The sequence below is a fragment of the Halioxenophilus sp. WMMB6 genome (genome assembly GCF_033283405.1).
Taxonomy (GTDB): Bacteria; Pseudomonadota; Gammaproteobacteria; order Pseudomonadales; family Cellvibrionaceae; genus Halioxenophilus.
Genome location: NZ_JAWMQR010000010.1, coordinates 128,941 through 152,549, shown reverse-complemented (window position 1 = coordinate 152,549; position 23,609 = coordinate 128,941). Strand labels below are relative to the sequence as shown.

Below are 23,609 nucleotides of genomic sequence, written 5' to 3'. Positions count from 1 at the left end.
TCGAGCACGTGCAAGTTTCGCCCCGGCTCCATTTTGAACGCTCGTATACCTGCGCGACAGAACGTACTAAGCTAGCCCCCTGTTTAAGATCGACGAAAGGCAAGCTGTAACAAGATGAGCGAACTGCGCCAACCACCCGTAGGCGGTGGCTTTAAGAAAATTCTCTATACCCTCGATACGGTACGCCGTATTGGTCTGACCAAAAGTGCCAAGGCACTCACCAGCCACAATACCTGCAAAGCCTGTGGCCTCGGCATGGGCGGCCAGGCGGGTGGTATGACCAACGAACTGGGCGAGTTTCCCGCCGTCTGCAATAAGAGTGTGCAGGCCCAGGCGAGTGACAACCGGGCGGCAATACCGGCGGCGGTGTTCGAGCACCCCCTGGCGGAGTTCCAGAAGCTCACCGGGCGCGAGATGGACCGCCTGGGCCGGCTCAACCAGCCACTCTACAAAGCCGCCGGCAGCGACCATTTCACCGCCATCGACTGGCCCGAGGCGATCACTCTGGCCAGTGAACGCTTTGCCGCCAGCCAACCCCAGCGCACGTTCTTTTACTCCTCCGGCCGCTCCTCCAACGAAGCGGGCTTTCTGTTACAGCTGCTGGCCCGGCTGTACGGCACCAATAACGTTAATAACTGCTCCTACTACTGCCACCAGGCGACCGGCGTCGGCCTGGGCACCACCATAGGCACCGGCACCGCCACGGTGGAGCTGGCCGACCTGCCCGGGTGCGACCTGATCTTTGTTATCGGTGCCAATCCGGCCTCCAACCACCCGCGTTTTATTCATCAACTGAAGGCCTGTCGCGACCGCGGTGGCCAGGTGGTGGTGATCAACCCCGCCAAGGAGCCGGGTCTGGTCCGCTTCGCCCTGCCGAAGAGTCCCAGCTCACTGATTGCCGGCGGCAGTGAGATCGCCAGCCACTATCTGCAGCCCAATATCGGCAGCGACGCAGCGCTGTTGGCCGGCATCGGCAAGGCACTGCTCGAGCTCGACGCCTGTGATCACCCCTTCATTAGCGCCCACACCCAGGGCTTTGCCGACTACCGGCAACAGCTGGAGAACGATAGCTGGGAGGCGATCACCCACGCCACCGGCATCACCCAGCCGGCAATCATGGAGGTGGCCCGCTTTTACGCCCAGGCCAACAACGCCGTCTTTGCCTGGGGCATGGGCATAACCCACCACCGCCACGGGGCGGAGAATGTCGAGGCCATTGCCAACTTGGCGCTGCTGCGCGGCATGGTCGGCAAACCCTCGGCCGGGCTCTTGCCCCTGCGCGGCCACAGCAATGTGCAGGGCATAGGCACCATCGGCGTGAAGCCGGTACTCGACCGCCAGGTGTTCGCCAATATCGAGCAGCACCTGGGCGTGAGCCTGCCCACCAGCCCCGGCCTGGACACCCTGGCCTGCCTTACCGCCGCCGCCGAAGGCAATATCGATGCCGCGCTGATTATGGGTGGTAACCTGTTTGAGGCGACTCCCGACTCCAGCTGGGCGGAACAGGCGCTCGATCGCATCCCCTTTAAGCTCTTTTTAACCACCAGCCTCAATCGCGGCCATGTCCATGGCGTGGAGTCCGGGGAAAGCCTGATCCTGCCGGTCACCGCCCGCGACGAGGAGTGGCAGCCGACCACCCAGGAGTCGATGTTCAACTATGTCCGGCTGAGCGACGGCGGCATCGAACGGCTCGACAACACCCGCCCGGAGGTCGATATCCTAAGTGAACTGGCTATACGCCTGCTGCCCGAGTGCCCGGTCGATTTAACGGAGTTTAAATCGCACAACTCGATCCGCGCGGCGATTGCCAAGACCATTCCCGGCATGGCACCCCTGGCCGATATCGCCGTGGCGCGCAAAGAGTTTCACGTGCAGAACCGTCTGCTGCACACGCCGCAATTTCACACCGCCGATGGCAGGGCCAGGTTCGTCGCCCACCAGTGGCAGGCCCATCGCCAGGCCGACCACGACTACCCATACCAGCTGATGAGCGTGCGCAGCGAAGGGCAGTACAACTCCATTATTTACGAAGAGAAAGACAGCTATCGCGGCACCCAGCACCGCTGGGTGGTGTTGATGGCGCCGGAAGATCTGACCCGGCTGGGCATTAACGGCGGCGACCGGGTCGACCTCTGCTCCCGCCACGGTGAGATGCTCGCCCTGGAGGCGGTGCCGTTTAATCTGCCGCCGGGCAATCTGATGGCCTACTACCCCGAGGCCAACGTGCTCATCGGCCGCGAGCAGGACCCGCGCAGTAAAACCCCGGCCTTTAAATCGGTGCCGGTGGCGGTTGCCAAATCAGTCTGACCGGGCCCCAGGCCCTGGAGGTGCAGCCATGAAATTTATTTTTGAGGTAACCATTAAACCGGGCTTTCAGGTGGAGGAGTACGCCGCCGCCTGGGTGGCGGCCAGCAGCTTGATTCAGCAGGCGCCGGGGGCGCTCGGCACGCATCTGCACCGCCACCTGCAGGACGAACGCAAACTGATTGCCATCGCCGAGTGGCGCAGCAAGGCGGAGCGCGATGCCATGGAGGCCAACGCCGATGCCGCCATTAAGGCGATTATCAGCAGCGTCGCCCACCTGTGTGAGATCCGGCCGCTGGGCGAGTATGCCGACCCCCAGTGGTCGGTGCTGCCACCCGCCAGTAAGCACTGACTCGGCTCACTGCCGATCAGATAAAGCCACCACCGGCTGCGGTCACCACGTACATCAGGCAGTCACTTTTGGCGATCTCGGCGTTGCTGGTGATCATAAAGGCCTTAATCGGCTGGGCGACAAACAGCTGGCCCGCCTCCAGCCGCAGCACCCGATTACAGACATTACGACCTTCGCTGTCGACCACCCGAAAACAGGCCAAACCCCGAGGCCCCACCTGGCCCAGCGCAATCTCGGGGCCGATAACACCAAAATTGAAGTGTTCGATATCCGGCCTAAACGTCACCTCGCAACCACTGACCGGGCGTTCGCCGTAAGCCACCGTCACATCCTCCACCAGCTCCACCCGCACCGGGTTGGTGAGCACCTCGATATCCCAGTCCGCCTCCGGCAGGGCAAAGGGGTCGGCGCAGTCGATAAAGCGCAGCAACCCCTCCCAGGCCGCCTGGTGGGCGTGCTCATCCTGGGCACCGCCGCACTCAAAGGTGACACTGGGTACGGCGTTTTCCGAGTACTCCATTAACGAACCCAGGCGCAGCGGGGTGAACAACATCCGCTCGGTGAAGAGGGCGGTGAGTGCCTGGTGCCGGCGATCATTACACACCGAGACCACAAAGCCCGGGCCGGTGCCCGAGGTGTTGTGAATATCGACCAGGGCTTCGGGGCCTATCTCCTGCAACACCGCCAGAAACGCCTCGGCCACCTTGCCTTCCGGGCCGTCGAAGGGCTCTTTGAAACAGCGGTTGAAATCCCGGCCATCGGGCAGCTGGCGCTGGCTGAAAGTGGGCGAGAGGCGGGCGGCAGCAACGTTGCCGATAAAAAAGAGCAGGCTCACCGGCGGCACCTGTTGTTGGCACAGCCAGCGGTGCACGGCAAAAAAGCCCGAGGGTTCGTTGCCATGCAACAGGGTGGAGATCACCCGCACGCGGCTGGAGTCACGGCCGCGGATGTTAATCAGCGTCGGCTTTTCCAGTTTGGCCAAAAACTCCAATGGCGTGCGGCCAAGCTCTTCCGGCGTGGGGTTGTTTAGATAGTCAATCACAGGGGTAGTGTCCATTCGTGCAGCGGTTTGCCGCTCTGGCTGTTGGCGATGTAGTGGGCCAGCATCTGCCGGTGTGCCTCCGGCCCGCTGGCCTGGCGGCTGAGCCGCTCGACCACCGCCGTCTGCCAGCGGGCGCCGGTAATGCGGTTGGCGATGCGACCTTCAATCAGGCCAAGCAGTCGCGCCACCTCAGCCTCGGCCATGGCGGTGGCCGACAGTGCCTGACGCGCCTGGGGCAGCAGCCGCTCGGCAATCTCCAACAACGGGTACTCACGCAACTGGCAACCGCTCGGGTCGGGCCAGATCAGCTCCGCCTGCAGGCCAAACTTGGCGGCCCGGTAGAAGTTGTGTTCGGCGTAGGCAAAAGGCATAAAGGCGGTGATTTCGGCCATGCTCTCGACCAGTGAGAGTGCCGCGCCCACCAGAAACAGGCCACCGGCGTTCATGTCCATGGGCGTGGGGCCGGAGGGTAGGGCGCGCATCTCAATGCGCAGGTGGCCGCCATCGTGGTGGTCGTAGACCACGCGGTTCCAGGGCCAGGTGGTGCCGTGGTGCAGCTTCAGCTCGGCCAACTCCGGTACGCAGCCGGCGGCCAGCACCGCCTCCGGCTCCTCTTCACTGGTTTGCGGGATGATCGGCTGATAGAGCGCCACCGAGCTGGCAAAGGCGTCCCCGGCGTGGCGCAGCCAGCCGTTACCAAAATAGACCCGCGGCGGCAGGTGCCAGGCCTTGTCGATGTGGGTACGGCTGTCGATCGACTGTTTAAAGAGGGCGATGCGGGTCTCATCCCAGAGCCGGTGCTGAAACAGCCCAGGTGAGTTGGCCGACAGCGCCAGAACAATGGGCGTGGCCAACTGCACCGCGTTGTAGTAGTTGGCGAACTCCGCCACCGGTACCCGCCAGTGCAGTTGGTAGGAGGTGTTGGCCCCCTCCAGGGTGACGTCATCCATATAGAGATCGAGCGGCTCCGGCCCGCCGATATGGATATGAAACGGGTCGCCGCGCAGATTGCGCAGCGCCTCGGCCATCACGTGGTAACGGGGCAGGTCGGTCATCGACTGGGGGCCAAAATCGCTGCGCTCGAGGGTGGGCAGAATGCCGATGGTGACCAGCTCACCGGCCAGCGGCCGGGCCGCCCGGTTGATCGCCGCGGTGGCCGCCTGCAACTCCGCTTCAAAGGCGGTGAAGGGGGTACCGGCAAAGGGCTGGGGCGAGAGGTTGTACTCCAGATTAAAGCGGTTGAGCTCCATGGTGAGCAGTGGGTCCGGCACCCGCTCACCCAGCTCGGTGTTAATGGGCTGCACCAGCCCCTCAGGGTTAACCAGGTAGAACTCCACCTCGGCACCGAGGCTGGCCGGGCCATCGCCAAAGCCCGGCTGCGCCAACAGCTGGCGCAGCACCGTTAAACAGCGCCGGGTTTTCTCCATGAAGGCTTGGTAGTCGGCGGGGTCGAAGTGGTTTTGGCTGATGGCCAGGCCCATGGCACGCACTCGGTTGCTCAACGAATTTTTTAGAATAAACCCGGCTTAAGCCCGAGGGCAATGTTGGCGTGGCCAGTGTTAGGGCCGAGGCGGGCTAGATCAAACCGGGCCGGGTAAAAAAGCAAAGGCGCTCAAGCGAGCGCCTTCACAACCCGATAACACGCATGCGACTACCAGCGGCACTCCGAGGGCAGATACTTCTGCGGCAGGGTCGATTCGGTGCAGCTCCAGCTCACCTCGCCATATTCCAGGGTGGGCACGTAGATCAATTTGCCCTCCACCTTCATCGACGGGTCCAGGGTGACGTAGATAGCGCCATCGGCCACCGCCACCGACGCCACATTGATGCCGCTGAAGTCAGCCTCACTGAGCCCCATCGCCGCCAGATTGCTGGGCAACTCCTGGTTATCGTAAACGTACTCCTCGACATAGGCCCGCGCAGAGCTGGCCAGCGCCTGAGCTTCGGCGGTTTTCGCGCGCACGGTGTAATCCTGATAGGCGGGAATGGCCACCGCCGCCAAAATGCCAATCACCATAAAGGCCGGCAAAATCAGCAGGAACACCGCCACCACCGTGCCCTTTTCCCGGCCCAGCGAGAGTCCCTGGTTATAGCGCCGGTTCCACTCTTTCTGCGAGGTGGCCAGAAAGACGATGCCCTCGATCACGCCCACCAGCCAGGGGATGTAGGTCCAGAAAAAGAGGATATAAAAGACCCCCCACCACTGGCCCAGATAGAAACGGTGGGCACCAAAAATGCCGGCAAAGACCGCCAGCGCCGAGGCCGCCACTCGGCTGCGATAGACGAAGTTTTCCTGAATGGCGCCGCATCCCGGGCACTGTGGTGGGTTATCCGGCAGCTCTCTACCACAGGTGGTACAAAAGGTTTGCATAGTTTCTCCCTAAAATTATGGTTGTGGCCATTGGCCTTGGCCTCGACCACTCTTTATCGATTATCGGCTTATCTATTTATCGCTAGGCAGCGCTCACGGCGGGCGCCCTACAGAGTTTAGCCGGCGGTACAGAAAAGCGCAGCCAGACTACCGGCCACCCCTGCGCCTGCCACCCGCATTTGTGCGCCTTCCACTTCGCCAGCGACACCATTACCCTAGAGCGCAGCCCTCACTGCAGCACCAACCCCAACCATGCACCATTGAGCGCCCAGCCATGCAAATTGTTGTGTTAACCCTGCTCACCCTCATCGCCTTTGCCGCCAACTCCGTCCTCTGCCGGCTGGCACTGCTCACCGACAGTATCGACCCCCTCACCTTTACCGGTGTGCGCCTGGTCAGTGGCGCGCTGGTGTTGGTGCTGCTGGTTAAGCTGCAACGGCGAACGCCGGGTGAAGGCGAGCTGCGGCCGCGCCTGCTGGCCGGCCTGGCCCTGTTCAGCTACGCCCTGGCGCTGTCGCTGGCCTATCTGCAACTGGATACCGGCACCGGTGCCCTGGTGCTGTTTGGCAGTGTGCAATTAACGTTGATTGCCATCGACAAGTGGCGCGGCGCGCGGGTGGTCTTGCTGGAGTGGAGCGGCATGGCCCTGGCCTTTGCCGGCTTGGTTTACCTGATGCTGCCTGGGGTGTCGGCACCGCCATTGGCGGCACTGCTGTTAATGATGATCTCCGGCATCAGCTGGGGTTGGTACACCTATTTAGGGCGCGGGTCGCAGCAACCCGTGGCCGACAGCAGCGCCAATTTTGTCTTGTCGCTGCCGTGGATGATGGCGGCACTGCTGGTGGGGTTGTTGTTGAGTGGTTACCAGTTTCACGCGGCCAACGCCGGCCTCTTTTATGCCATTGCCTCCGGTGCGGTGACCTCGGCGCTCGGCTACGCCATCTGGTACCGGGTGCTGCCCAGCCTCTCCGCCACCGAGGCCGCGGTGTTGCAGCTGCTGGTGCCCATTCTCGCCGCCATGGGCGGTTTAATTTGGGCGGCGGAACCCATCACCCTGCGCCTGGTGGTGGCCAGCCTGCTGGTGCTGTCGGGGATTGCCTGTGTGATTGTCGGCCGGCGCTACCTGCGGGCCAACAGCGGTTAAAGCTCCACCGGCTCCAGCTGGGCCATAAAGCGGCGGGCATTATCCACATAGTGCAGGGCGCCCTGTTCCAGCTCGGCCTGCTGCTCGGCACTTAACTGGCGTTTTATTTTCGCCGGGCTGCCCACCACCAGGCTACCATCGGGAATCACCATCCCCTCGGGTACCAGGGCATTGGCGCCGATAATACAGTGCTTGCCGATCTTGGCGCCGTTCAGTACCACCGCCTGCATGCCAATCAGTGAAAAGTCGCCCACCTCACAGCCGTGCAGCATCGCCTGGTGGCCGACGATAATGCCACGCCCGAGGGTCAACTTAACGCCCGGGTCGGTGTGCAGCACGGCGTTCTCTTGAATATTGGATTGCGCGCCGATGGTGATGGTGTCGTTATCGGCCCGCAGCACGGCGCCAAACCAGACGCTCGCCTCATCCTCCAGCACCACATCACCAATTACGGTGGCGTTATGGGCTACATAGACGTCTCGGCCTTTGCGCGGTTGTTTGTCACCCAATTTGAAAAACATAGATCCCCCACCTCTGTAGCTTGTCGATCAAAACAGTAGAGGGCATGTTACCACCTGCCGACCAAAGCGCAGCAGCGCGCTTAGTCGGCCAATAGGCTGCGCAGATAGACCGCCAGATGCTGAGGCCGCTGGTCACCCAGGGCGCGCATCTGCTGGCGACAGGAGAAACCATTGGCCACCACCTGCGCGGATTGGTTGGCGGCCAGGGCCGGCATTAGCGCCTGCTTGGCCATGGCGATGCCGATCTCGTGGTGTTCCGCCTCCAGGCTGAAGGTGCCGGCCATGCCGCAGCAGCCGGACTCCACCATGGAGAATTTGATCTCGGGGTACTGCTTCAGCAGCCGGCGCACCGACTTCATCGCCCCCACCGCCTTCTGGTGGCAGTGGCCGTGGATGAGCAGCTCGACCTCGCTGTTGCCGGCCAGAGGCAGGTTGAGGCGCTTGGCCATAATCTCTTTGGCCAGAAACTCCTCCAGCAGAAACACCTGGCGGGAGATGATGGCCATTGACTCACCCAGCCCCAAGGCCAGGGCGTCGTCCTTCAAGCCCAGCACACAGGAGGCCTCCAGGCCGACGATGGTGCGCCCGGCCAGAATGTGCGGGGTGAGCGCCGCCGCCATGCGCCCGGCCTCGGCCCGGGCTTTGGCGACCATGCCCTGGGCCAGGTAGGTGCGGCCACAGCAGAGCGGCCGCTCCGGCTCGCGGTCTTCGGCGATGGGGCTGGCGATAAACAGCCGGTAGCCGGCCTTACCGAGCAGGGCGATGGCGGACTCGGCAATCTCTGGCTCAAAGTAGCGGGCAAAGGTGTCGAGCAGCAGTACCACCTCGGGCAGCTCCGGATTGACCTCAACACACCACTCGGCCACCAGCGCCCGGGCACGTTCGTCGCTCAGCGGCGCCGGCGCGGGCTCGGGCAGGGGCATTTCCGGCGCCAGCCCCAACCATTGGCCACCCAGTTTGCGCAGCCAGGGTGAGCGATTGCGCCAACGCAGCAGGCGTCCCAGCCAGGCGAAGCGGTGCAGCAGTTTGGGGGTATCGGCAAACAGCCGGCTGCGCCGGGAGTAACCCTGGTTGGCCCCCTTCCAGGCCAAGTATTCGGCCTTGATCAAGGCCATATCGACGTTGTTGTCGCACTCCCGCTTGCAGCCCTTACAGGAGACACAGAGCTCCATGGCCTCGGCCAGCTGCGGGTCGGTGAAGGCCTCCTGCCAGTTGTCGACAGACAGCGCCGCCTTCAACAGGCGTACGCGGCCACCGGTGGAGTGGCTGGCCTCTTCGCTCACCTTGAAGCTGGGGCACATCACCTGCTTGTTGAGGGTTTCGCACTGGCCACTGTTGATACAGACGGCAATCGCCTTGGCGTAGTCGCCACCGTGCTTGGGAATATCGGCATAGGCGTCACCCATGCCGGCGTCTTTGTAGGCAGACCAGTCGAGAAAGGATTTCATACTGTTTGGGTACCCGCTTACCGGCCGCGCGCCTTAAGCGGCGCGCTGCAGTTTTTGCAGCAGCTGCGGCTTCACCTGCTGCAGCCACTGCTCCAGGCGCTGGTCGGTATGCATGCCTTGGGTGCGCTGGTCGATCACCAGGCCGACAAAACGGCCATCCACCACCGAGGCGGAGTGGTCAAACTGGTAACCCTCGGTGGACCAGTCGCCAATCATCTCCGCGCCCAGGTCGGCAAAGGTCTGGTGGAGGGCAATCAGTGAGCTGCAGAAACGCTCGGCGTAGCGCTCCTGGGCGCCCAGGCCAAACATGGCGATGCGCTTGCCGGTCAGGTTAGGCTTGCCAAACTGAGCCAGAAACTCCTCCCAGTTTTTCTCCAGGCAGCCGGCGCTGAGGCCGGGAATCTCGCCCACGCCGTAGCTGGGGGTACCCAGAATCAGCGCGTCATACTGCAGAAACTCCTCCGCCGTAACACGATTGACATTCAACGGTTTGGCGGCGTTGTCGTCGCCCAGGAGTTTGTAGATTTTTTTGGCAATCAAACGGGTGGTGCCGGTCTCGGTTCCAAAAAAGATACCTATCTTCTGCATGGCTGCGATCTCTACTCTCTGTCTTTACTGGCTGACGGTGCGCGGTCTGGTCGGGGTGGTTGCCGGCGGCCGGCCTGGGACCGGGATTGTCGGTTTTGCAACAGGCGCCGGATTGGCTCAACTTGGCGGGCAGGCGGTGAATTGTGCTAATCACAACAATTTGGCCGCCGCCGGCCTTGGAAAGAGCCATTTCTGGGAGGGGTTCAGCAAGGCCTGTTCCAGGCCGGGGAGAGGCCAGTGCCTGGCGGGGTAGGGTCGGCTGGTCGCCGCCGGCATAACCGCGGCAAAGGGTGGCGAGTGGCTGGCCTCAGCCGGCCGGGGGCCGCAGCTCGACGGTGTTGCCCTCCGGGTCGAGCACATAGAGCGACAGGCCAAAGCCGTCGCTGCCGTAGCGTTCGCCATCTTCCAGACAGGCGACGCCGGCCTGGGTGAGGTAGTCGCGCAGGGCGTCGATGGCGATCGGCTCCACCTGCAGGCAGAAGTGGTCGACATTGCGCCCCTGCTGCTGAGGGGCGCCGCCGCCCATGCGGCCCAGTTCACTGTCGACGGTAACCAGGTCGATCAATGCGCTGCCGGCGCGCAGCTGGGTGAGACCCATGGCCGGCGGCATCTCCCGCTCCACCGGGCAGCCGAGCAGATCGCCATAGAAGTGCAGCATCTGCGGCAGTTGCGTGGTGCGCAGCACCACATGGTCCAGGCCTCGGATCTTGATCATGCGGGCTCCACTAAGGGTTGGGATTGCTGCGCGCTTTGGCCAGCAGCTGGTCGAGCTTATCGGCAAAGGCTTTGCGGTCGGCCTGGCTTAAGGGCGGCGGGCCTCCGGTGTTGACGCCACTGGCGCGCATGGTGTCCATAAAGTCGCGGATATTAAGCCGGGCCTTGATGTTATTGGCGGTGTAGAGCTCGCCGCGCGGGCTGAGCGCCTTGGCGCCCTTGGCCAGCACCTCCGCCGCCAGGGGAATATCGCTGGTGATGACAATATCGCCGGCCTCGGCCCGTTTCACGATCTCGTTGTCGGCGACATCGAAACCAGAACTGACAATCAGCCGCTTGATAAACGGTGAGTTGGGCAGCGACATGCTCTGGTTGGCCACCAGTGTGGTCTCGATTTTGGTGCGGCTGGCGGCGCGAAAGAGAATCTCCTTGATCACCACCGGGCAGGCATCGGCATCAACCCAAATATTTACCACTGTTGTTACCCTGTTTAGCGCTCTTGCCTTCAATGAATACGGTCTGTCCGGGACAGGCGCGGCCTAGGTTAGCGCCATTGGCGCCGGCGCCGCAAGCTCGACTGCCGCCAGCACAGCGCGATCTATGCGCTATATTGAGAGAGCCCATTTGTGTAGCTACAACGGAAACCGCCATGACTCTTGTTGCCAGACTCACCCTCACCCTCGCCCTGGTCACCCTCACCGGCTGCCAGTCTGCCTATTACGCCGCCTGGGAGAAGTTAGGCGTGGAGAAGCGCGACCTGTTGATCGACCAGGTGGAGGATGCGCAAGAGGCCCAGGAGGATGGCAAGGTGCAGTTCACCAACGCGCTGGAGCAGTTCCGTTTGGTGGCCGCCTTTGACGGCGGTGATCTGGAAGCCTACTACGAGGAGTTACGAGGCGAGTTGGAAGCCAGCCAGTCCGCCGCCAATAAGATCTCCAGCCGCATCGACGACGTCGAAACCGTGGCGGAAGATCTGTTTGCCGAATGGCGGGAGGAGCTGAAGCTCTACAACAGCGAGAACCTGCGCCGCGACAGCGCCGCCAAACTGGCCGACACCCAGAAGCGCTATCAACGGTTAATAACCGCCATGCACAAAGCCGAGGCCTCGACGGCGCCGGTGCTGACGGCGCTGAGTGACAACGTGCTCTACCTGAAACACAACCTCAACGCCCGCGCGATCAGCTCTTTACAGGGTGAGCTCAACACAGTGAATAGCGATGTGCAAAGGCTGCTGACCAATATGCAGGCGGCGATCGACCAGTCCAACGCCTTTATTGCCGAACTCAACCGTTAATTTTTCGCCCGCGTCCACTGCTCGGCGGCCACCACCGCGTTGTGCATGGCACCGCTGCCAGTCAACAGTGCCACCGCCGCCACCGGGCAGACCAGGCCAAACAGCAGCGCCAGCCCCAAACCGATGGCATCGCCGCCAAACAACCAGTCGGAGAAAACCGCCACCAGAATGGGCCCCAAACTGAGCGACAGCAGGCCCACCGTCGAGCCAAAAAAGGCGACCCCGGCACCGCGCAACTCATTGGGCGTAACCAGATTAAGCGAGGCGATATAGACCGCATTGAGCGGCGCCAGCAACATCACAAACAGCCCCAACAGCACCAGGAACAGCCAGGGGTTTGGGGTAATGCCGGCCACCACACCCATGGGCAGAGCGGCCAGTAAACAGCCGCCGTACCAGCGGAACTGGGCATCCTTGTAGCCACGGCGATACAAAACACCAATGGCGAAGCCGCACAGCAATTTACCGAGAATGCCACCCACCACCAGGGCCACCCCCAGGCCCAGGCCAATCTGCGACGGCGGCCAGTGGAAGGCGCGCGCCATGTGCGCCGGGTACCAGGCCGAACCGCCGACAAAACAGACCGAGGCCAAACCAAAGCCCAGGTAGTGGTGCATAAAAAATTGCTTGCGGCTGCCAATAAAGTGCAACAGATCGCGATAGCTGCTAAACAGGCCGCTGACAACAGAGCTCTGCGTCTGCCGCCTTTGCACCCCTTTGCGGCTCGGCTCCGGCATGGTGAAGCTGAGCAGCGAAATAAAAAGACCGGGCAGGCCGATAATAAAAAATACCGCCTGCCAGCTTTTTACCTCGCCAATCAGCGGCAACACCACCACCGCCGTGGCCGCCACCTTCTCCACCAGCACGCCGCCAAACAGAAAGGCGGTACCCACTCCCACCGAGGCACCCAGAGCATAGATGGCCAGTGCCAGCGTCAGTTTTTCCGGTGGGAAGAGGTCGCTGATCATGGAGGTGGCACTGGGGTTTAAGCCGGCCTCACCGGCACCAACGCCCACCCGCGCCAACAGCAGTTGCCAAAAATTGTGGGCAACACCGCAGGCGGCGGTGGCCAGCGACCAGATAGTGACACTGGTAAACACCACCCAACGGCGGTTAAAGCGGTCGGCGATGGTACCGGCCAACAGACCAAACAGTGAGAAGGTAACGGCGAAGGCCATGCCGTGCAGCATGCCAAACTGCACATCGCTGATACCCAGATCCTTTTTAATCGGGTCGACCAAAAGCGAAATAATAGAGCGGTCCAACAGCGAGAGCCAGTAGAGCAGTGCCAACAGAACCGTGGAGTACCAGCCTATCCAGCCGGAGGGGTAGGGGTTTGTACCGATGCTCTCGCGCTGCTTTGCAGCGGCATCATCGCTGAAATTATTGTTGCTGTTTTGGCTGGGGGTATCACTGAGGCTATTACCGGAATGATCACCGGGGTTATCGCCGAGGTTAATTGCGGGATCGATAACATCGTAAGCACTGGTGTTATCATCCACGTCCTGCGTTTTATTATTATCGGACATCGGTTACCTCTGACTTCAGCCGCAATTTTCCGCTTTATTTTGCGCAGGCTTACCGCCCTACCAGGCAAGGGTAAGTCGGCCATTAAATGGCTGGCCGGGCTTTCCGATGCAAATTAATTGGCAAGGCAGTAGAAGAATTTAATTTTTATAAGATTTTTTATTCTGCCACAGCCGGCTTTTTTTGCCGAAGAATTTTTTGCAGCCAGCCACGCCAACCGGTGGCCCGATGCCGATAAACATCCAACACCACGGCGGCGACAATTACCGCACCGGTGATCACCCGCTTGGTCGGTTCGCTGGCGCCAACCTGTGCCAGGCCCGTTTGCAGCACGGCGATAATCAGCACACCTAAAAAAGTATTCACCACCGAGCCGCGGCCACCCGCCAGACTGGTACCGCCAATCACCACCGCGGCGATAGCCGACAACTCCAGGCCGATGCCGGCGTTCGGATCCGCGGACTCCAGATAGGCCACATGAAACAGACCACCCAAGCCCGCCATCAAGCCAGACAGTACAAATACCGAGACTTTAATCGGCAATAATTTAATTCCCGATAAACGCACCGCCTCTTCATTGGTGCCGATGGCAATCAGGTAGCGGCCAAACACGGTTTTCGATAACAACACCTGGCCGGCAATGACGCAGGCCACCGCCAACAACAGTGCCGGTGACAGACCCAACCCGGGCAGGGGGGCACCAATCGCCTCCACCGAGCCGCCCAGATATTTGGTTTGCGAATCGGTGACCAGGTAGGCGCCGCCGCGGGCAATTTCCAACATGCCGAGCGAAACAATAAACGAGGGAATGGTCCAGTAGGCGCTGATAAATCCGTTGACATAACCACACACACAGCCGACCAACAGACACAGCGGAATCGCCAACAGCAGCGGCAGCTGCCAGTCGGCCAGCGCCAACCCCAAGACCGCGCCACTGAGTGCCATTACCGAACCCACCGAGAGATCGATACCGGCAATCACCAACACCAATGTCATGCCCACGGCAATGACGGTGAGTGCCGGAATTTGATTGGCCAGGGTGACAAAAGTAAGTGCGGAAAAGAAGTGATTACTGAGCAGGCTGAACAGCAACACCAGCGCCGCCAGCACACTTGCCAGGCCAAGATACTCCCATGGAATAAAACGTCGTAGCGACGACATACTGCTCCCTAACTGATGTACCAATTAATTTAATTCTGCGGCCGAGGGCCGCTCGCTATAGCCCTTAAAGGCGGCCGCCAATAGCTTTTCCGGCGTCCACTCGCCGCGTTCAAACAGCGCGCTGATGGCACCGTTGGATATCACCGCAATGCGATCGCAGAGGGTGGTCAATTCGCTGGTCTCACTGGAGACCATAACAATCGCCTTGCCCTGCAGAGCCAGTTCGTGCAACAGCTGGTAGATGCGCTGTTTGGTGTGCATATCGATACCGCGGGTGGGTTCGTCGAACAGCAGAATTTCCCGGTCGCGAAACAGCCAGCGGCTGATCACCACCTTCTGTTGGTTACCGCCGCTCAACTGCGCCACCGGCTGACTGACGGCTTTGCATTTTATGGCCAACTGCTGGCGATAGCTTTCGGCCGCACGCTCCTCGCGGCTGGTTTGCAACCAACCCCAACGGTTGCTCACCGCGCCCAGGTTGGCCAGGCTAATATTGCCGGCGATGGAGTCGCTCAGCAGCAGCCCCTGTTGTTTGCGGTCTTCGGGAATTAAACCAAGGCCGGCGGCAATTGCTTCACTGGGGCTGGTAAACACCAGCCGCGGGCCGGCCTCGCCCAACTGCAGGTAACCCTCATCGCCGGCACGGGCACCATCGGCTCCAAACAGGGCGCGCAACAACTCCGTGCGGCCCGAGCCGATCAACCCGGCGATGCCAAGAATTTCGCCGCGATAAATAGCCAGGTCAATTGCCTGCAACAACGGTGCCCGCGACAAACCCACTACCCGCAAGGCGAGCGGCCCGGTAACACGCCGGGTGTAGTCTGCGTGGCGGCCCTGGGTCTCACCGGTCATGTGCTGCACTATCTCCGCCACACTGGTGGCGTGGGCGTCGGTGGTGGCGACACTTTTGCCGTCGCGCATCACGGTAATGCGATCGGCAATGCGCTGAATTTCCGCCATACGATGGCTGATATAAATAATGGCGGTGCCCGCCGCCTTTAACTGCTTAAGCTGCTCAAACAGGCGATCAATTTGGGGGTCGGTCAAGGCCGCGGTGGGCTCGTCCAAAATTAACAGCCGGCACGGCTTGGTGATGGTTGCCGCGATCTCCACCAACTGCTGCTGGCCAACCCCCAACTGGTTGAGCGGCGTATCTGGGTCGATAGCCTGCAAACCCACCAGCGCCAGCGCCTGCTCGGCCTGCCGATGCAGCACCGATTTTTTTATAAAACCAAAGCGGTTGGGCAGATTGCGCAGCGAGATATTTTCGGCAACCGATAAGTTGCCAATCAGATTGAGCTCCTGCATCACCAGCCGTACACCCTCTTGCTCGGCGGCGTTCACCGACTCGGGTGCGTAGGGCTCGCCGGCCAACAACAGCTGGCCGGCGCTGGCCGGCAGAAAACCCGCGACAATATTGCACAGGGTCGATTTGCCGGCACCGTTGGCCCCCATCAGGGCGTGCACTTCACCGGCATGAATATCGATATCAATGCCGGTTAACACCGGTACATTAAACGATTTATGCAGGTCGATTATGCGCAGCAGGGGCGGACTATTGCTCTCCATTGGCGATCTTTATTCAGTGGCCAGGCTGTCGCTGGTGATCAGATCGACCGGCGTCTTTTTATCTTCCGGCATACCGCCGGCCAAAATCTGTAACGCGAATTCAATACCAAACACCGCCAGTTGATCGCCGTATTGATCGGCCGTGGCCAGCAGCCGGCCACTTTTAATTAATTCGCGGGCGGCCTGAATATTATCAAAGCCAACCAGTTGAATCGCTTCCGATTTATCGGCTTTTTTCAGCGCCGCCGCGGCGCCGATGGCCATGCTGTCGTTCGCGCAGAGAATCGCTTTTAAGTCGGGGTGCTCGGTAATTAACGCAGAGGTGATGGTACTCGCCTTGGCCTGCATCCAATCACCATTTTGGAAATCGACAATTTTCATACCGGCTGCCAGCATCGCCGCCTGAAAGCCCTTCACCCGTTGCTGGCCGTTAAAGGCGGTAGCAATACCCCCCATAATGGCGACCTCGCTGCCGGGGGCCAGTTGGCCGGCCAGGTAGTCGCCCACCATACGCGCGCCGGCCAGGTTATCGGGGCCGACAAAGGGAATAGTTAATTCCGATGCCTGCAGAATGTGGGTATCCAGTTTGTTATCGATATTGACCACCACCACACCATTTTTCACGGCGCGCTTAAGGGCCGGTATCAGCGCTTTGGAGTCGGCCGGGGCGATAACAATCACATCCACACCGGCGGCGACCATCTGCTCCACCAGCGCCACCTGCTGGGTTAAATCGCTCTCATCTTTAATGCCGTTAACAATCAGGTCGTACTGGTCGGCGTGCTCACTTTGGTGCTGCTTGGCGCCCTCGGCCATGGTCACGAAAAACTCGTTGGCCAGGGATTTCATAATCAGCGCCACTTTTGGTTTGTGGCTTTTATCATCGCCTCCGGCGCTGCTGTCGTCGCCCGGAGAGCAGCCGACCACGGCCATTAATGCCACCAGGGCCAACAGCACCCGGCGCCAGTGCGGGGTGAAATGGAAGAGTCGTTTTTTCTGCATCATGCTGGTTGCCTTATTTTGGTCGGGTTGCTGCGTGGTTAATTCACCAAGCCGTTGCTGAACGGTTTGTTTATTGATGCCCTATTTATTAACCATTGTTTATTAACAGCGGGGTAAAATTTACCCCCTTGGGCATGAGTTAAATTCTCATGTACATGCCCGCTGACTTAGGTAGCTCGGCCAGCGAAAAGCCAAATTTTTTGTAAAATTCAGGTGTGCCATGATCTGCGTGTAAACTTACGAATGCGGTTGCCGGAGCGTTAGCGTGTAGATAATCAACCAAGGCTTGCATTATTTTGCGGCCAACGCCCTGTTGCTGATGTTCCGGTCGAACAGCAATGTCAGTGATTTCAAAAAAGCAGCCACCATCGCCTATCACTCGGCCGATGCCAATGGCAACTCCTGAAAAATAGACAACCACCGAATAGATGCTGTTTGGCAGCCCTATCGATGCCGCTTCAACAGATTTTCTGGAAAGCCCCGCAGCCAAGCGAATCGCAATATAGACATCTATATCGGGGATCTCTTCCTTAAGCTCGTAGGCCAATTTCCACTCCTGAATTCATAAACGTCTATTTGTTATCGGTTGCAGTCGCAGAGCCCATAAAGTTTTCAATCTGCGTGCGGCTGGGTATCGAGGGCAGGGCCCCGGCCATGGTAACGGAAAGCGCGGCCGCCGCCGATGCAAACTGTACCGCGCTGCCCAGGGAGCCACCCTCAGCCAGGGCCACAGCCAAGGCGCCATTAAAGACATCACCCGCGGCGGTGGTATCCACCACCGGTACGGTGTAGGCGGGGCTGGTAAAGCGCTCCTCCCGGCTGGCGACAAACACCCCTGCACCGCCCAAGGTCACCAACACCGCCGACAACCCCTGCGCCAGCAGTTGATCGGCGGCGCGGTGCAGGTCGGCCTCACTGTTAATAGTGAGGCCGGTGATCTGAGCAATTTCAATCTGATTGGGGGTAAGGATATCGACACAGGCCAACAGCTCCGCCGGTAGCGGGGCGGCCGGCGCCGGGTTGAGGATAACCTGCGTGGCGAGGGATTTGGCCAGTTGCGCAGCGGCGGTCACCGTCGCCATAGGGATCTCCAACTGCAGCAGCAGAAAATCCGCCGCCTGTAACTGCTCACGGTAGCCGGCCAGATGGCTGGGCAAGAGCGCGGCGTTGGCGCCATCGGCGACACCGATGCAGTTCTCACCCTCGGCATCGACAAAGATCATCGCCTTGCCGGTCTCACTGCCACTGATGGTAAGCAGGCCATCACTTGCCAGCCCGGCACCGGCTAACTCTGCGCGTACCTGCTCGGCCACGGCGTCGTCACCCAGGCCCGACACAAACAGCACCTCACCGCCGGCTTTGGCCGCGGCCACCGCCTGGTTGGCACCCTTGCCGCCCAAACAGAAGTGACACTGGCCACCGCGCACCGTCTCTTTCGCCCGGGGAATGGTGGGCAGACGCATGGACATATCCCAATTAGTACTGCCAAACACCACCAGTTTTGCCGCCATACGCCCGCCTATTGTTTTTTGTTGTGGCTGTTTGTCGTTGCTATTTGTCGTGATAATTTTGCTTGTTATTTTTGAATCTATTTTGCAACGGATTGTTTCAAGTTCGACAAGGCCGCCGGCCTTCAACCACCATCAAACACGCCGGCCAAATTCTGGCCAATCGATCAATTATAAAGGAGAGCCGCCCGGCCGCGCTTTGCCAATCGCGACATCACGGCTGCCGACGCTTCTCTGCTTTTACGCAATCGCTCTGTCGCGGCCGCGGGTACAAATTCTGCAATACGCCCTTCAGACAGACCTATCAGAGCACTCGCCGGGTGCTCCCGCAGCGGCGCATGCCATACACAAAAGAGTACGTAAAAAGCGACACTGCCGTAAGACGGATAAGCTGCTTGCGGCCGCATGAAAAGAGGAGAACCCCATGTCCGCTCAGGATTTTTTAACCCGCTTTGAGCAGGAGTACTGCCTGGGCGTCGATACCATGGATGAGACCCACCGCCAGTTTTTAAATCAAGTGGCGGCGGCCTGCGCGGCCGACAAAGCCGGTTTCGCCGGCGCCATGCAGCAGCTGTTCAACCACACCCAGGCCCACTTTGCCGACGAGGAGGCGAGCATGAGCCGCATTGGTCACGCGGCCATGGCTGAACACGTCGCCGACCATCAGCGCATTCTCGGCGATATGGATCGCTTCAACGAGCGGGTCGCCGCCGGACGCCACACCATGGCCCGCGCCTGGGTGGCCGATAGCCTGTTGCAGTGGTTTCACACCCACGCCCAAACCATGGACAGCGCGCTGGCGGCAGAACTTAAAGCCGAACAGGGTTAACAGCCGCAGCGCTATTTTTTCAGACGGGCATTGGCATTCGGCTGGCCATTGCGATCAAACGCCTGCTCACCGCGAGTAAAGGCAGCGATACCGGCCAGGCGCGCCCGGAATTTCAGTTGTTTGGCCGGATCGAAATTGCTGATCAGCTTGGCCCACAAACCCAGCCGCAGGCGCCAGAGCGAACGCTTGCCGACATCCAGGCCATGTTTATGGTTGTAGTAGGCGCTCGACCAGCCCACATGCCACTGCCTTAAATAGGTATTGGCGTCACTCGCCGGTGTCGATTTACCACGCAGGTGGGGAAAGTAGACCTCCGGCGCCAGCACAACCCGATAGCCCGCCTGCCAGGCGCGATAACAGAGATCCTTCTCTTCGTAATAGAGAAAAATACGCTCATCAAAAAAGTTGAGTTGGCGCAGCTTTGCCATATCAAACAGCAAGGCCGCGCCGATCACCCAGCGCTTCTCCCGCACCGGTAGCTGGGCGGCATCTTTCGCATCGGTGGCCGGGGCGATGATGGCAGCATTGGCCTCGCCTTCGAGCAGTTCGATTAAGCGCTCACAGCCGGCCACCGAGGCCGAGATATCCGGGTTGAGCAGCAGGCCGTAGCGGCTTTGGCAGTGCTGTAACACGCGATTGGCCGCCCGGCCGTAGCCGATATTGGTATCGAGCGCGATCACCTCAATGTGGGGGAAGCGCTGCCGCAACGTCCCGGCGCTGCCATCCTGGCTGGCGTTATCGACCACCACCACGGGAAAGGCATTCTGATCGATAAAGTCGCCCAGGCTGTTAATGATTACCTCGGCACTGTTGTACGACACTATGGCGATGGTGAGCGAGTCATTACGGGTTTGCACTGAATTTTCCTAAAAGCCATTTGGCATTTATTTTTAAACCGCAGGACACAGCCATCTCAGCGATAGCGTGTGCTGTTAACGGTTTTCAAAACGGTTGTAGTCCAACCAGCCGGCGCTGGCGGGCTGGCCTGCCCGGTAGAGTTGGTGCAGCTCATCACTAAAGGCCCAAAAATCGGGGTTGGTGCGCCGCACGCCGTAGTGATCCAACAGGTGGGCATAATCTTCAGCATTTTCAATGACGGTGATGTCGGCCACCAACTCTGGTAGGGCCGCTTCCGTCACCCTTAAAAAGGTGTTGGGGTAGTCGCCAATGACACCCTTGGCCACGGTGATGGAGTCCTCCGCCGGTATGCGATTGCTCTGCTCGGCAAACAAGCTGGTGATGTTGAGGTGCGCGTGATTGGCCAGCAATGTGTAGAGCCACTTTTTATTATTGGGCCCCTCCACCAGCAGCAGTGTGGTTTCCGAAAGCTGGCTGGCTGCCGGGCCGCGAATGGCCTCTAACTGACTAAGTAGCTGCGCCTGTGGCTCCGGCACCTGGGCATTAGCCAGGCTATAAAAATCCGACAGCACCGGCTGCAGATGCTGGCGCAGCTGCTGGTAGAGCTCCAGCTGGGGTGTTTCAGTTTGGTAGGCCACGGCGGTCTCGCCCAGTTTTTCGATGTGGTAACTCTGCAGCTGCTTCACCACCCGCTCGGCCGCATCCCGGTACCAGTAGTCGAGCAGTTTAGCGCGCTCGGCCGCCGGCAACAGGGTTAAAAAGTTAAGCTCGCCCTCTATGCGCAAAAAGTCCATGTACATGCGCGTGTTCAACTGGTGGGCGAGATTACCGTAAACATCGAAATCCACCGTCAGCAGGTAGTGGATGCGCTCCAACAGCGGGTAGTCGATCACCCAGGCGGTTTTCGGCGGTGTGCCCACCAGGCCACGCACCACGGCGGCATCGTCGTAGTTGCGGAAAATGGTGAGCGCGGCATTGGCGTTGTTGCTGTCGCCATCCCAGATTAGATCCAGGTCGATGGGTTGCTCGGCAAACAGAGACTGCAGGGCGCCGCCCTTGGCCACCAGATAGTTGCGGTGCAATTCAGAATAGGTGAGCCAGTAGGCGAGGATATTGCCATTGCTGCCCTGTTCGCCGGGCAGGCGTAAATTGGCGGCCTGCGATTCCAAAAAGCCGTCGAGCATGGGCAGTGCCGTAGCCTTGGGGTTAACAAACACCACCCAGAAACGGTCGTTGATCACATCCACCGCCACCGGCCCACGACAGACCGGCCCCTTAATAAACCCGGCAATATAGTAGTGGCTGTCGGCCAATAGAAACTCATAGCGCGAGCGGGCGGGAATCGCGGCGAAGGTGGCAAACGGGTTGGCGTGCTCACGCTCGTAACCGGGCAGGCCGGCCACCTCGAAGGGCTCATCAAAAAAGAGCCGCTGCAGCCACTGGCGGCGCTGGTGGTTCAACGGGTAGGGCAGATGGGTTTTAGCCACCACCGTCGAGCTTTGCGCCTGCAAACGGTAGTAGATGTGACTGCTGCCCGGGTCGTCGGTGGGTCGGCGGCTGGCGATAATCTCAATCGCCTGCCCTGGCGGGGTGAGCGAGCGCACCAGCTTAAAATAGGTGCGCGCCGCCGGCTCGGGCTCTACCTCATCGAAGTAGAGATTGGCCAGAAAGAGGTGCTCATAGAGGTAGCGGGCCACCAGCTGAGTTTTGTTGTCCGGCTGGTTGAGCAGCGCCTCCCACTCGGCGACACTACTGGCCAGGGCCGCCGGCAACGGCTCGGGCGCCGGCAGCCGGCCACCCGTTGCCAGCCACTGCTCAATGCTGGCGAACTCACCGGCATTCAGTCCCGGCATACCGTAGGGCATACCGGCCAGAGGGTTGGCCCTGGCGTAGGTGTCAAAGCTTTCGCGGGTGGGGCAGCTCTCGTTGCGGTGCAGGGCAAAGTCAAACGTATCGCTCGCAAGAGTGGTATCGTCGGGCAGAGGGTGCTGCTGCTTCAAAGCCAACAGCTGGTAGAGCAGGCTGCCGGCCAAGTTGGCGTCGGGCGTATCGCTGCGCTCATTCAATACCGGGTCGAAGCCTACCGAACGCCAGCCTTCGGTAGTGGTTTCATCGATAAACAGGCGGGTTGGGTCGGCGGCAATCAGGCGCTTGGCACTGTAGACCTTGGCTTGGGTTAGGCCCCGGTCGATACCTTCGGGCGAGGACAACTTCAGCTGGCAGGGGGCGTCGTAACAGGCGTGGCAGACCACACAGCGGCTATTGAGGATGGGCTCTACCTGCTCGCGAAAAAGCTGCGTCTGCTGGCTATCGGCCGTTATCCGCGCTTTAGGCTCTGGGCTGCCAAAACGCTGGTTTAACTCGTAGTGGGTAAGTGCCGAACAGGCCACCAGCGTAAACAGGGCGGTGAGGATCAACAACCGTTGTGACAGACGACCAGCGCCGCGTTTCAATATAACCATTGCATCACAAATTTGTGCCGAGGCGCTGCGGGGGTGCCCCCTCGATAAGGGGCCCAATATAAGACAATCGCGCCAGCCTTGCACCCGGTGATTATCACCAGAGCGCCGCCAACAACGGACCAGAGCGTCCGGTTAACAACCAGCGTGATGGCAGCGGCTAGATAAATTTGTGGTGATGGCAGGGCGTTGAGCGGGGAGGCCGGAGCGCGGCTCCGGCCGGTCAGGCGTGGCCGATGGTAGAGCCACACCTGCGGTATTAAGGTTTACCACTTACAGCGTGTCGAGAATATCGACAATCTCCAGCGTATTTTCCACCAGACGAACCAATTTACCTTCGATACGCACGGTCACCAGGCCGCGGTCATCCGCCACAATCACATCGCCGTGGCGGTAGATATCGCGATCCAGACGGTGGCCAACCACCAGTTTCTTCTGCCAGCCAGGCGGCAGTGGCTGACCGGCTGCGGCTTTTTTCGCCAAACCGGGTGGCAGGCCGCTGTCGTGATGATTGTTACCAGCCCAGGCGCCGGTACTGCTGACCAAAGCGGCCAGGGCGATGGTGACCACCGATGCCAATCGCTTGGCTTTAACTGAGGCACTAATCACTGACATAAACTGTCTCCTTTTACCACGGTGACTAAATGGATATTTTTCCGATCTATCAGTATTAGAAGGACTTTGCCGATTTTCCAACAGAGCAAACCTTCAAGATGCGAAGTCATCGTCGATTTGTCGGCCAGGCTGTGAACCGGTTCTTACTTTCCGTTGCCTGGTAAAAATTGCCGAGCCATTGGAGTAACACGCGCTAATAAAAGCGTTTGTTAATAAGTTGGCAGGCAGTGACAAATAATTTTTTCCAACGCGAAAACCCGATTTGATTTTCTGAAATAGTTGCGGCGATTTTTGCCAATATTT

General features: G+C 60.1%; 22 protein-coding genes. 5 read left to right on the top strand and 17 right to left on the bottom strand.

The features are described 5' to 3' along the window. The first annotated feature begins 114 nt into the window (after positions 1-114). Positions 115-2,307 (top strand): FdhF/YdeP family oxidoreductase, encoded by a 2,193-nt coding sequence (locus SBL51_RS20015; protein WP_317932918.1) that lies wholly within the window; start codon positions 115-117, stop codon positions 2,305-2,307. Positions 2,308-2,335: 28 nt separating this feature from the next. Continuing rightward, positions 2,336-2,656, top strand: coding sequence for an antibiotic biosynthesis monooxygenase family protein (locus SBL51_RS20010; RefSeq protein ID WP_317932917.1), 321 nt, complete (start codon positions 2,336-2,338; stop codon positions 2,654-2,656). Positions 2,657-2,672: 16 nt separating this feature from the next. Here SBL51_RS20010 and SBL51_RS20005 read toward each other — a convergent pair whose 3' ends face one another. The 3 genes from SBL51_RS20005 to SBL51_RS19995 form a co-directional block, all read right to left on the bottom strand. Then, on the bottom strand, positions 2,673-3,713 hold the full coding sequence (locus tag SBL51_RS20005) for a succinylglutamate desuccinylase/aspartoacylase family protein (protein ID WP_317932916.1): 1,041 nt from the start codon (positions 3,711-3,713) through the stop codon (positions 2,673-2,675). Then, a complete protein-coding gene (locus SBL51_RS20000; protein ID WP_317932915.1) occupies positions 3,695-5,188 on the bottom strand; it encodes a hypothetical protein in 1,494 nt (497 codons plus the stop codon). Before SBL51_RS20000 ends, SBL51_RS20005 begins: the two co-directional genes overlap by 19 nt. A gap of 161 nt (positions 5,189-5,349) precedes the next feature. Continuing rightward, positions 5,350-6,069: a pilin gene (locus SBL51_RS19995; protein ID WP_317932914.1), complete on the bottom strand. Its 720-nt coding sequence runs from the start codon at positions 6,067-6,069 to the stop codon at positions 5,350-5,352. A 274-nt stretch (positions 6,070-6,343) separates the two neighbouring features. Between SBL51_RS19995 and SBL51_RS19990 the strand changes: the two genes are divergently transcribed. Beyond that, complete coding sequence (locus tag SBL51_RS19990; RefSeq protein ID WP_317932913.1) at positions 6,344-7,213, top strand: DMT family transporter; 870 nt, start codon at positions 6,344-6,346, stop codon at positions 7,211-7,213. Here SBL51_RS19990 and SBL51_RS19985 read toward each other — a convergent pair. The 5 genes from SBL51_RS19985 to SBL51_RS19965 all read right to left on the bottom strand — a co-directional run bounded on the left by SBL51_RS19985 (position 7,210) and on the right by SBL51_RS19965 (position 10,960). Further along, the gene (locus SBL51_RS19985) at positions 7,210-7,734 is read right to left on the bottom strand and encodes a gamma carbonic anhydrase family protein (RefSeq protein WP_317932912.1); all 525 of its coding nucleotides are present in this window, start codon (positions 7,732-7,734) and stop codon (positions 7,210-7,212) included. The two genes, SBL51_RS19990 and SBL51_RS19985, sit on opposite strands and share 4 nt — an antisense overlap. An 80-nt stretch (positions 7,735-7,814) precedes the next feature. Then, a complete protein-coding gene (locus SBL51_RS19980) occupies positions 7,815-9,182 on the bottom strand; it encodes a (Fe-S)-binding protein (RefSeq protein WP_317932911.1) in 1,368 nt (455 codons plus the stop codon). Positions 9,183-9,215: 33 nt separating this feature from the next. After that, positions 9,216-9,770, bottom strand: coding sequence for a flavodoxin (locus tag SBL51_RS19975; protein ID WP_317932910.1), 555 nt, complete (start codon positions 9,768-9,770; stop codon positions 9,216-9,218). 307 nt (positions 9,771-10,077) lie between these two features. Further along, complete coding sequence (locus SBL51_RS19970) at positions 10,078-10,485, bottom strand: VOC family protein (RefSeq protein WP_317932909.1); 408 nt, start codon at positions 10,483-10,485, stop codon at positions 10,078-10,080. A 10-nt stretch (positions 10,486-10,495) separates the two neighbouring features. Beyond that, positions 10,496-10,960 (bottom strand): YaiI/YqxD family protein, encoded by a 465-nt coding sequence (locus SBL51_RS19965; protein WP_317932908.1) that lies wholly within the window; start codon positions 10,958-10,960, stop codon positions 10,496-10,498. Positions 10,961-11,133: 173 nt separating this feature from the next. Between SBL51_RS19965 and SBL51_RS19960 the strand changes: the two genes are divergently transcribed. Next, a complete protein-coding gene (locus tag SBL51_RS19960; RefSeq protein WP_317932907.1) occupies positions 11,134-11,778 on the top strand; it encodes a DUF2959 domain-containing protein in 645 nt (214 codons plus the stop codon). Here the strand turns inward: SBL51_RS19960 and SBL51_RS19955 are convergent. The 6 genes from SBL51_RS19955 to rbsK all read right to left on the bottom strand — a co-directional run bounded on the left by SBL51_RS19955 (position 11,775) and on the right by rbsK (position 18,548). Beyond that, the gene (locus tag SBL51_RS19955; protein WP_317932906.1) at positions 11,775-13,307 is read right to left on the bottom strand and encodes an MFS transporter; all 1,533 of its coding nucleotides are present in this window, start codon (positions 13,305-13,307) and stop codon (positions 11,775-11,777) included. The genes SBL51_RS19960 and SBL51_RS19955 overlap by 4 nt on opposite strands. Before the next feature lie 157 nt (positions 13,308-13,464). Beyond that, a complete protein-coding gene (locus tag SBL51_RS19950; RefSeq protein ID WP_317932905.1) occupies positions 13,465-14,466 on the bottom strand; it encodes an ABC transporter permease in 1,002 nt (333 codons plus the stop codon). 24 nt (positions 14,467-14,490) lie between these two features. Further along, positions 14,491-16,035 carry a sugar ABC transporter ATP-binding protein gene (locus SBL51_RS19945; RefSeq protein ID WP_317932904.1) on the bottom strand — a complete coding sequence of 515 codons (1,545 nt, stop codon included), beginning with the start codon at positions 16,033-16,035 and terminating at the stop codon, positions 14,491-14,493. A gap of 9 nt (positions 16,036-16,044) precedes the next feature. Further along, positions 16,045-17,040: a sugar ABC transporter substrate-binding protein gene (locus tag SBL51_RS19940; RefSeq protein ID WP_317932903.1), complete on the bottom strand. Its 996-nt coding sequence runs from the start codon at positions 17,038-17,040 to the stop codon at positions 16,045-16,047. Positions 17,041-17,176: 136 nt separating this feature from the next. Beyond that, the gene (locus tag SBL51_RS19935; protein WP_317932902.1) at positions 17,177-17,584 is read right to left on the bottom strand and encodes a GNAT family N-acetyltransferase; all 408 of its coding nucleotides are present in this window, start codon (positions 17,582-17,584) and stop codon (positions 17,177-17,179) included. Between the two features lie 25 nt (positions 17,585-17,609). Further along, a complete protein-coding gene (rbsK, locus tag SBL51_RS19930; RefSeq protein ID WP_317932901.1) occupies positions 17,610-18,548 on the bottom strand; it encodes a ribokinase in 939 nt (312 codons plus the stop codon). A 421-nt stretch (positions 18,549-18,969) separates the two neighbouring features. On the opposite strand from rbsK, the gene SBL51_RS19925 reads away from it, so the two are divergent. After that, complete coding sequence (locus SBL51_RS19925) at positions 18,970-19,374, top strand: hemerythrin family protein (protein WP_317932900.1); 405 nt, start codon at positions 18,970-18,972, stop codon at positions 19,372-19,374. Between the two features lie 11 nt (positions 19,375-19,385). Here SBL51_RS19925 and SBL51_RS19920 read toward each other — a convergent pair whose 3' ends face one another. The 3 genes from SBL51_RS19920 to SBL51_RS19910 all read right to left on the bottom strand — a co-directional run bounded on the left by SBL51_RS19920 (position 19,386) and on the right by SBL51_RS19910 (position 23,306). After that, positions 19,386-20,231 carry a glycosyltransferase family 2 protein gene (locus SBL51_RS19920; protein ID WP_317932899.1) on the bottom strand — a complete coding sequence of 282 codons (846 nt, stop codon included), beginning with the start codon at positions 20,229-20,231 and terminating at the stop codon, positions 19,386-19,388. Positions 20,232-20,306: 75 nt separating this feature from the next. Then, positions 20,307-22,694: a fatty acid cis/trans isomerase gene (locus SBL51_RS19915; RefSeq protein ID WP_317932898.1), complete on the bottom strand. Its 2,388-nt coding sequence runs from the start codon at positions 22,692-22,694 to the stop codon at positions 20,307-20,309. A gap of 270 nt (positions 22,695-22,964) precedes the next feature. Further along, complete coding sequence (locus SBL51_RS19910) at positions 22,965-23,306, bottom strand: hypothetical protein (protein WP_317932897.1); 342 nt, start codon at positions 23,304-23,306, stop codon at positions 22,965-22,967. Positions 23,307-23,609: the final 303 nt, after the last annotated feature.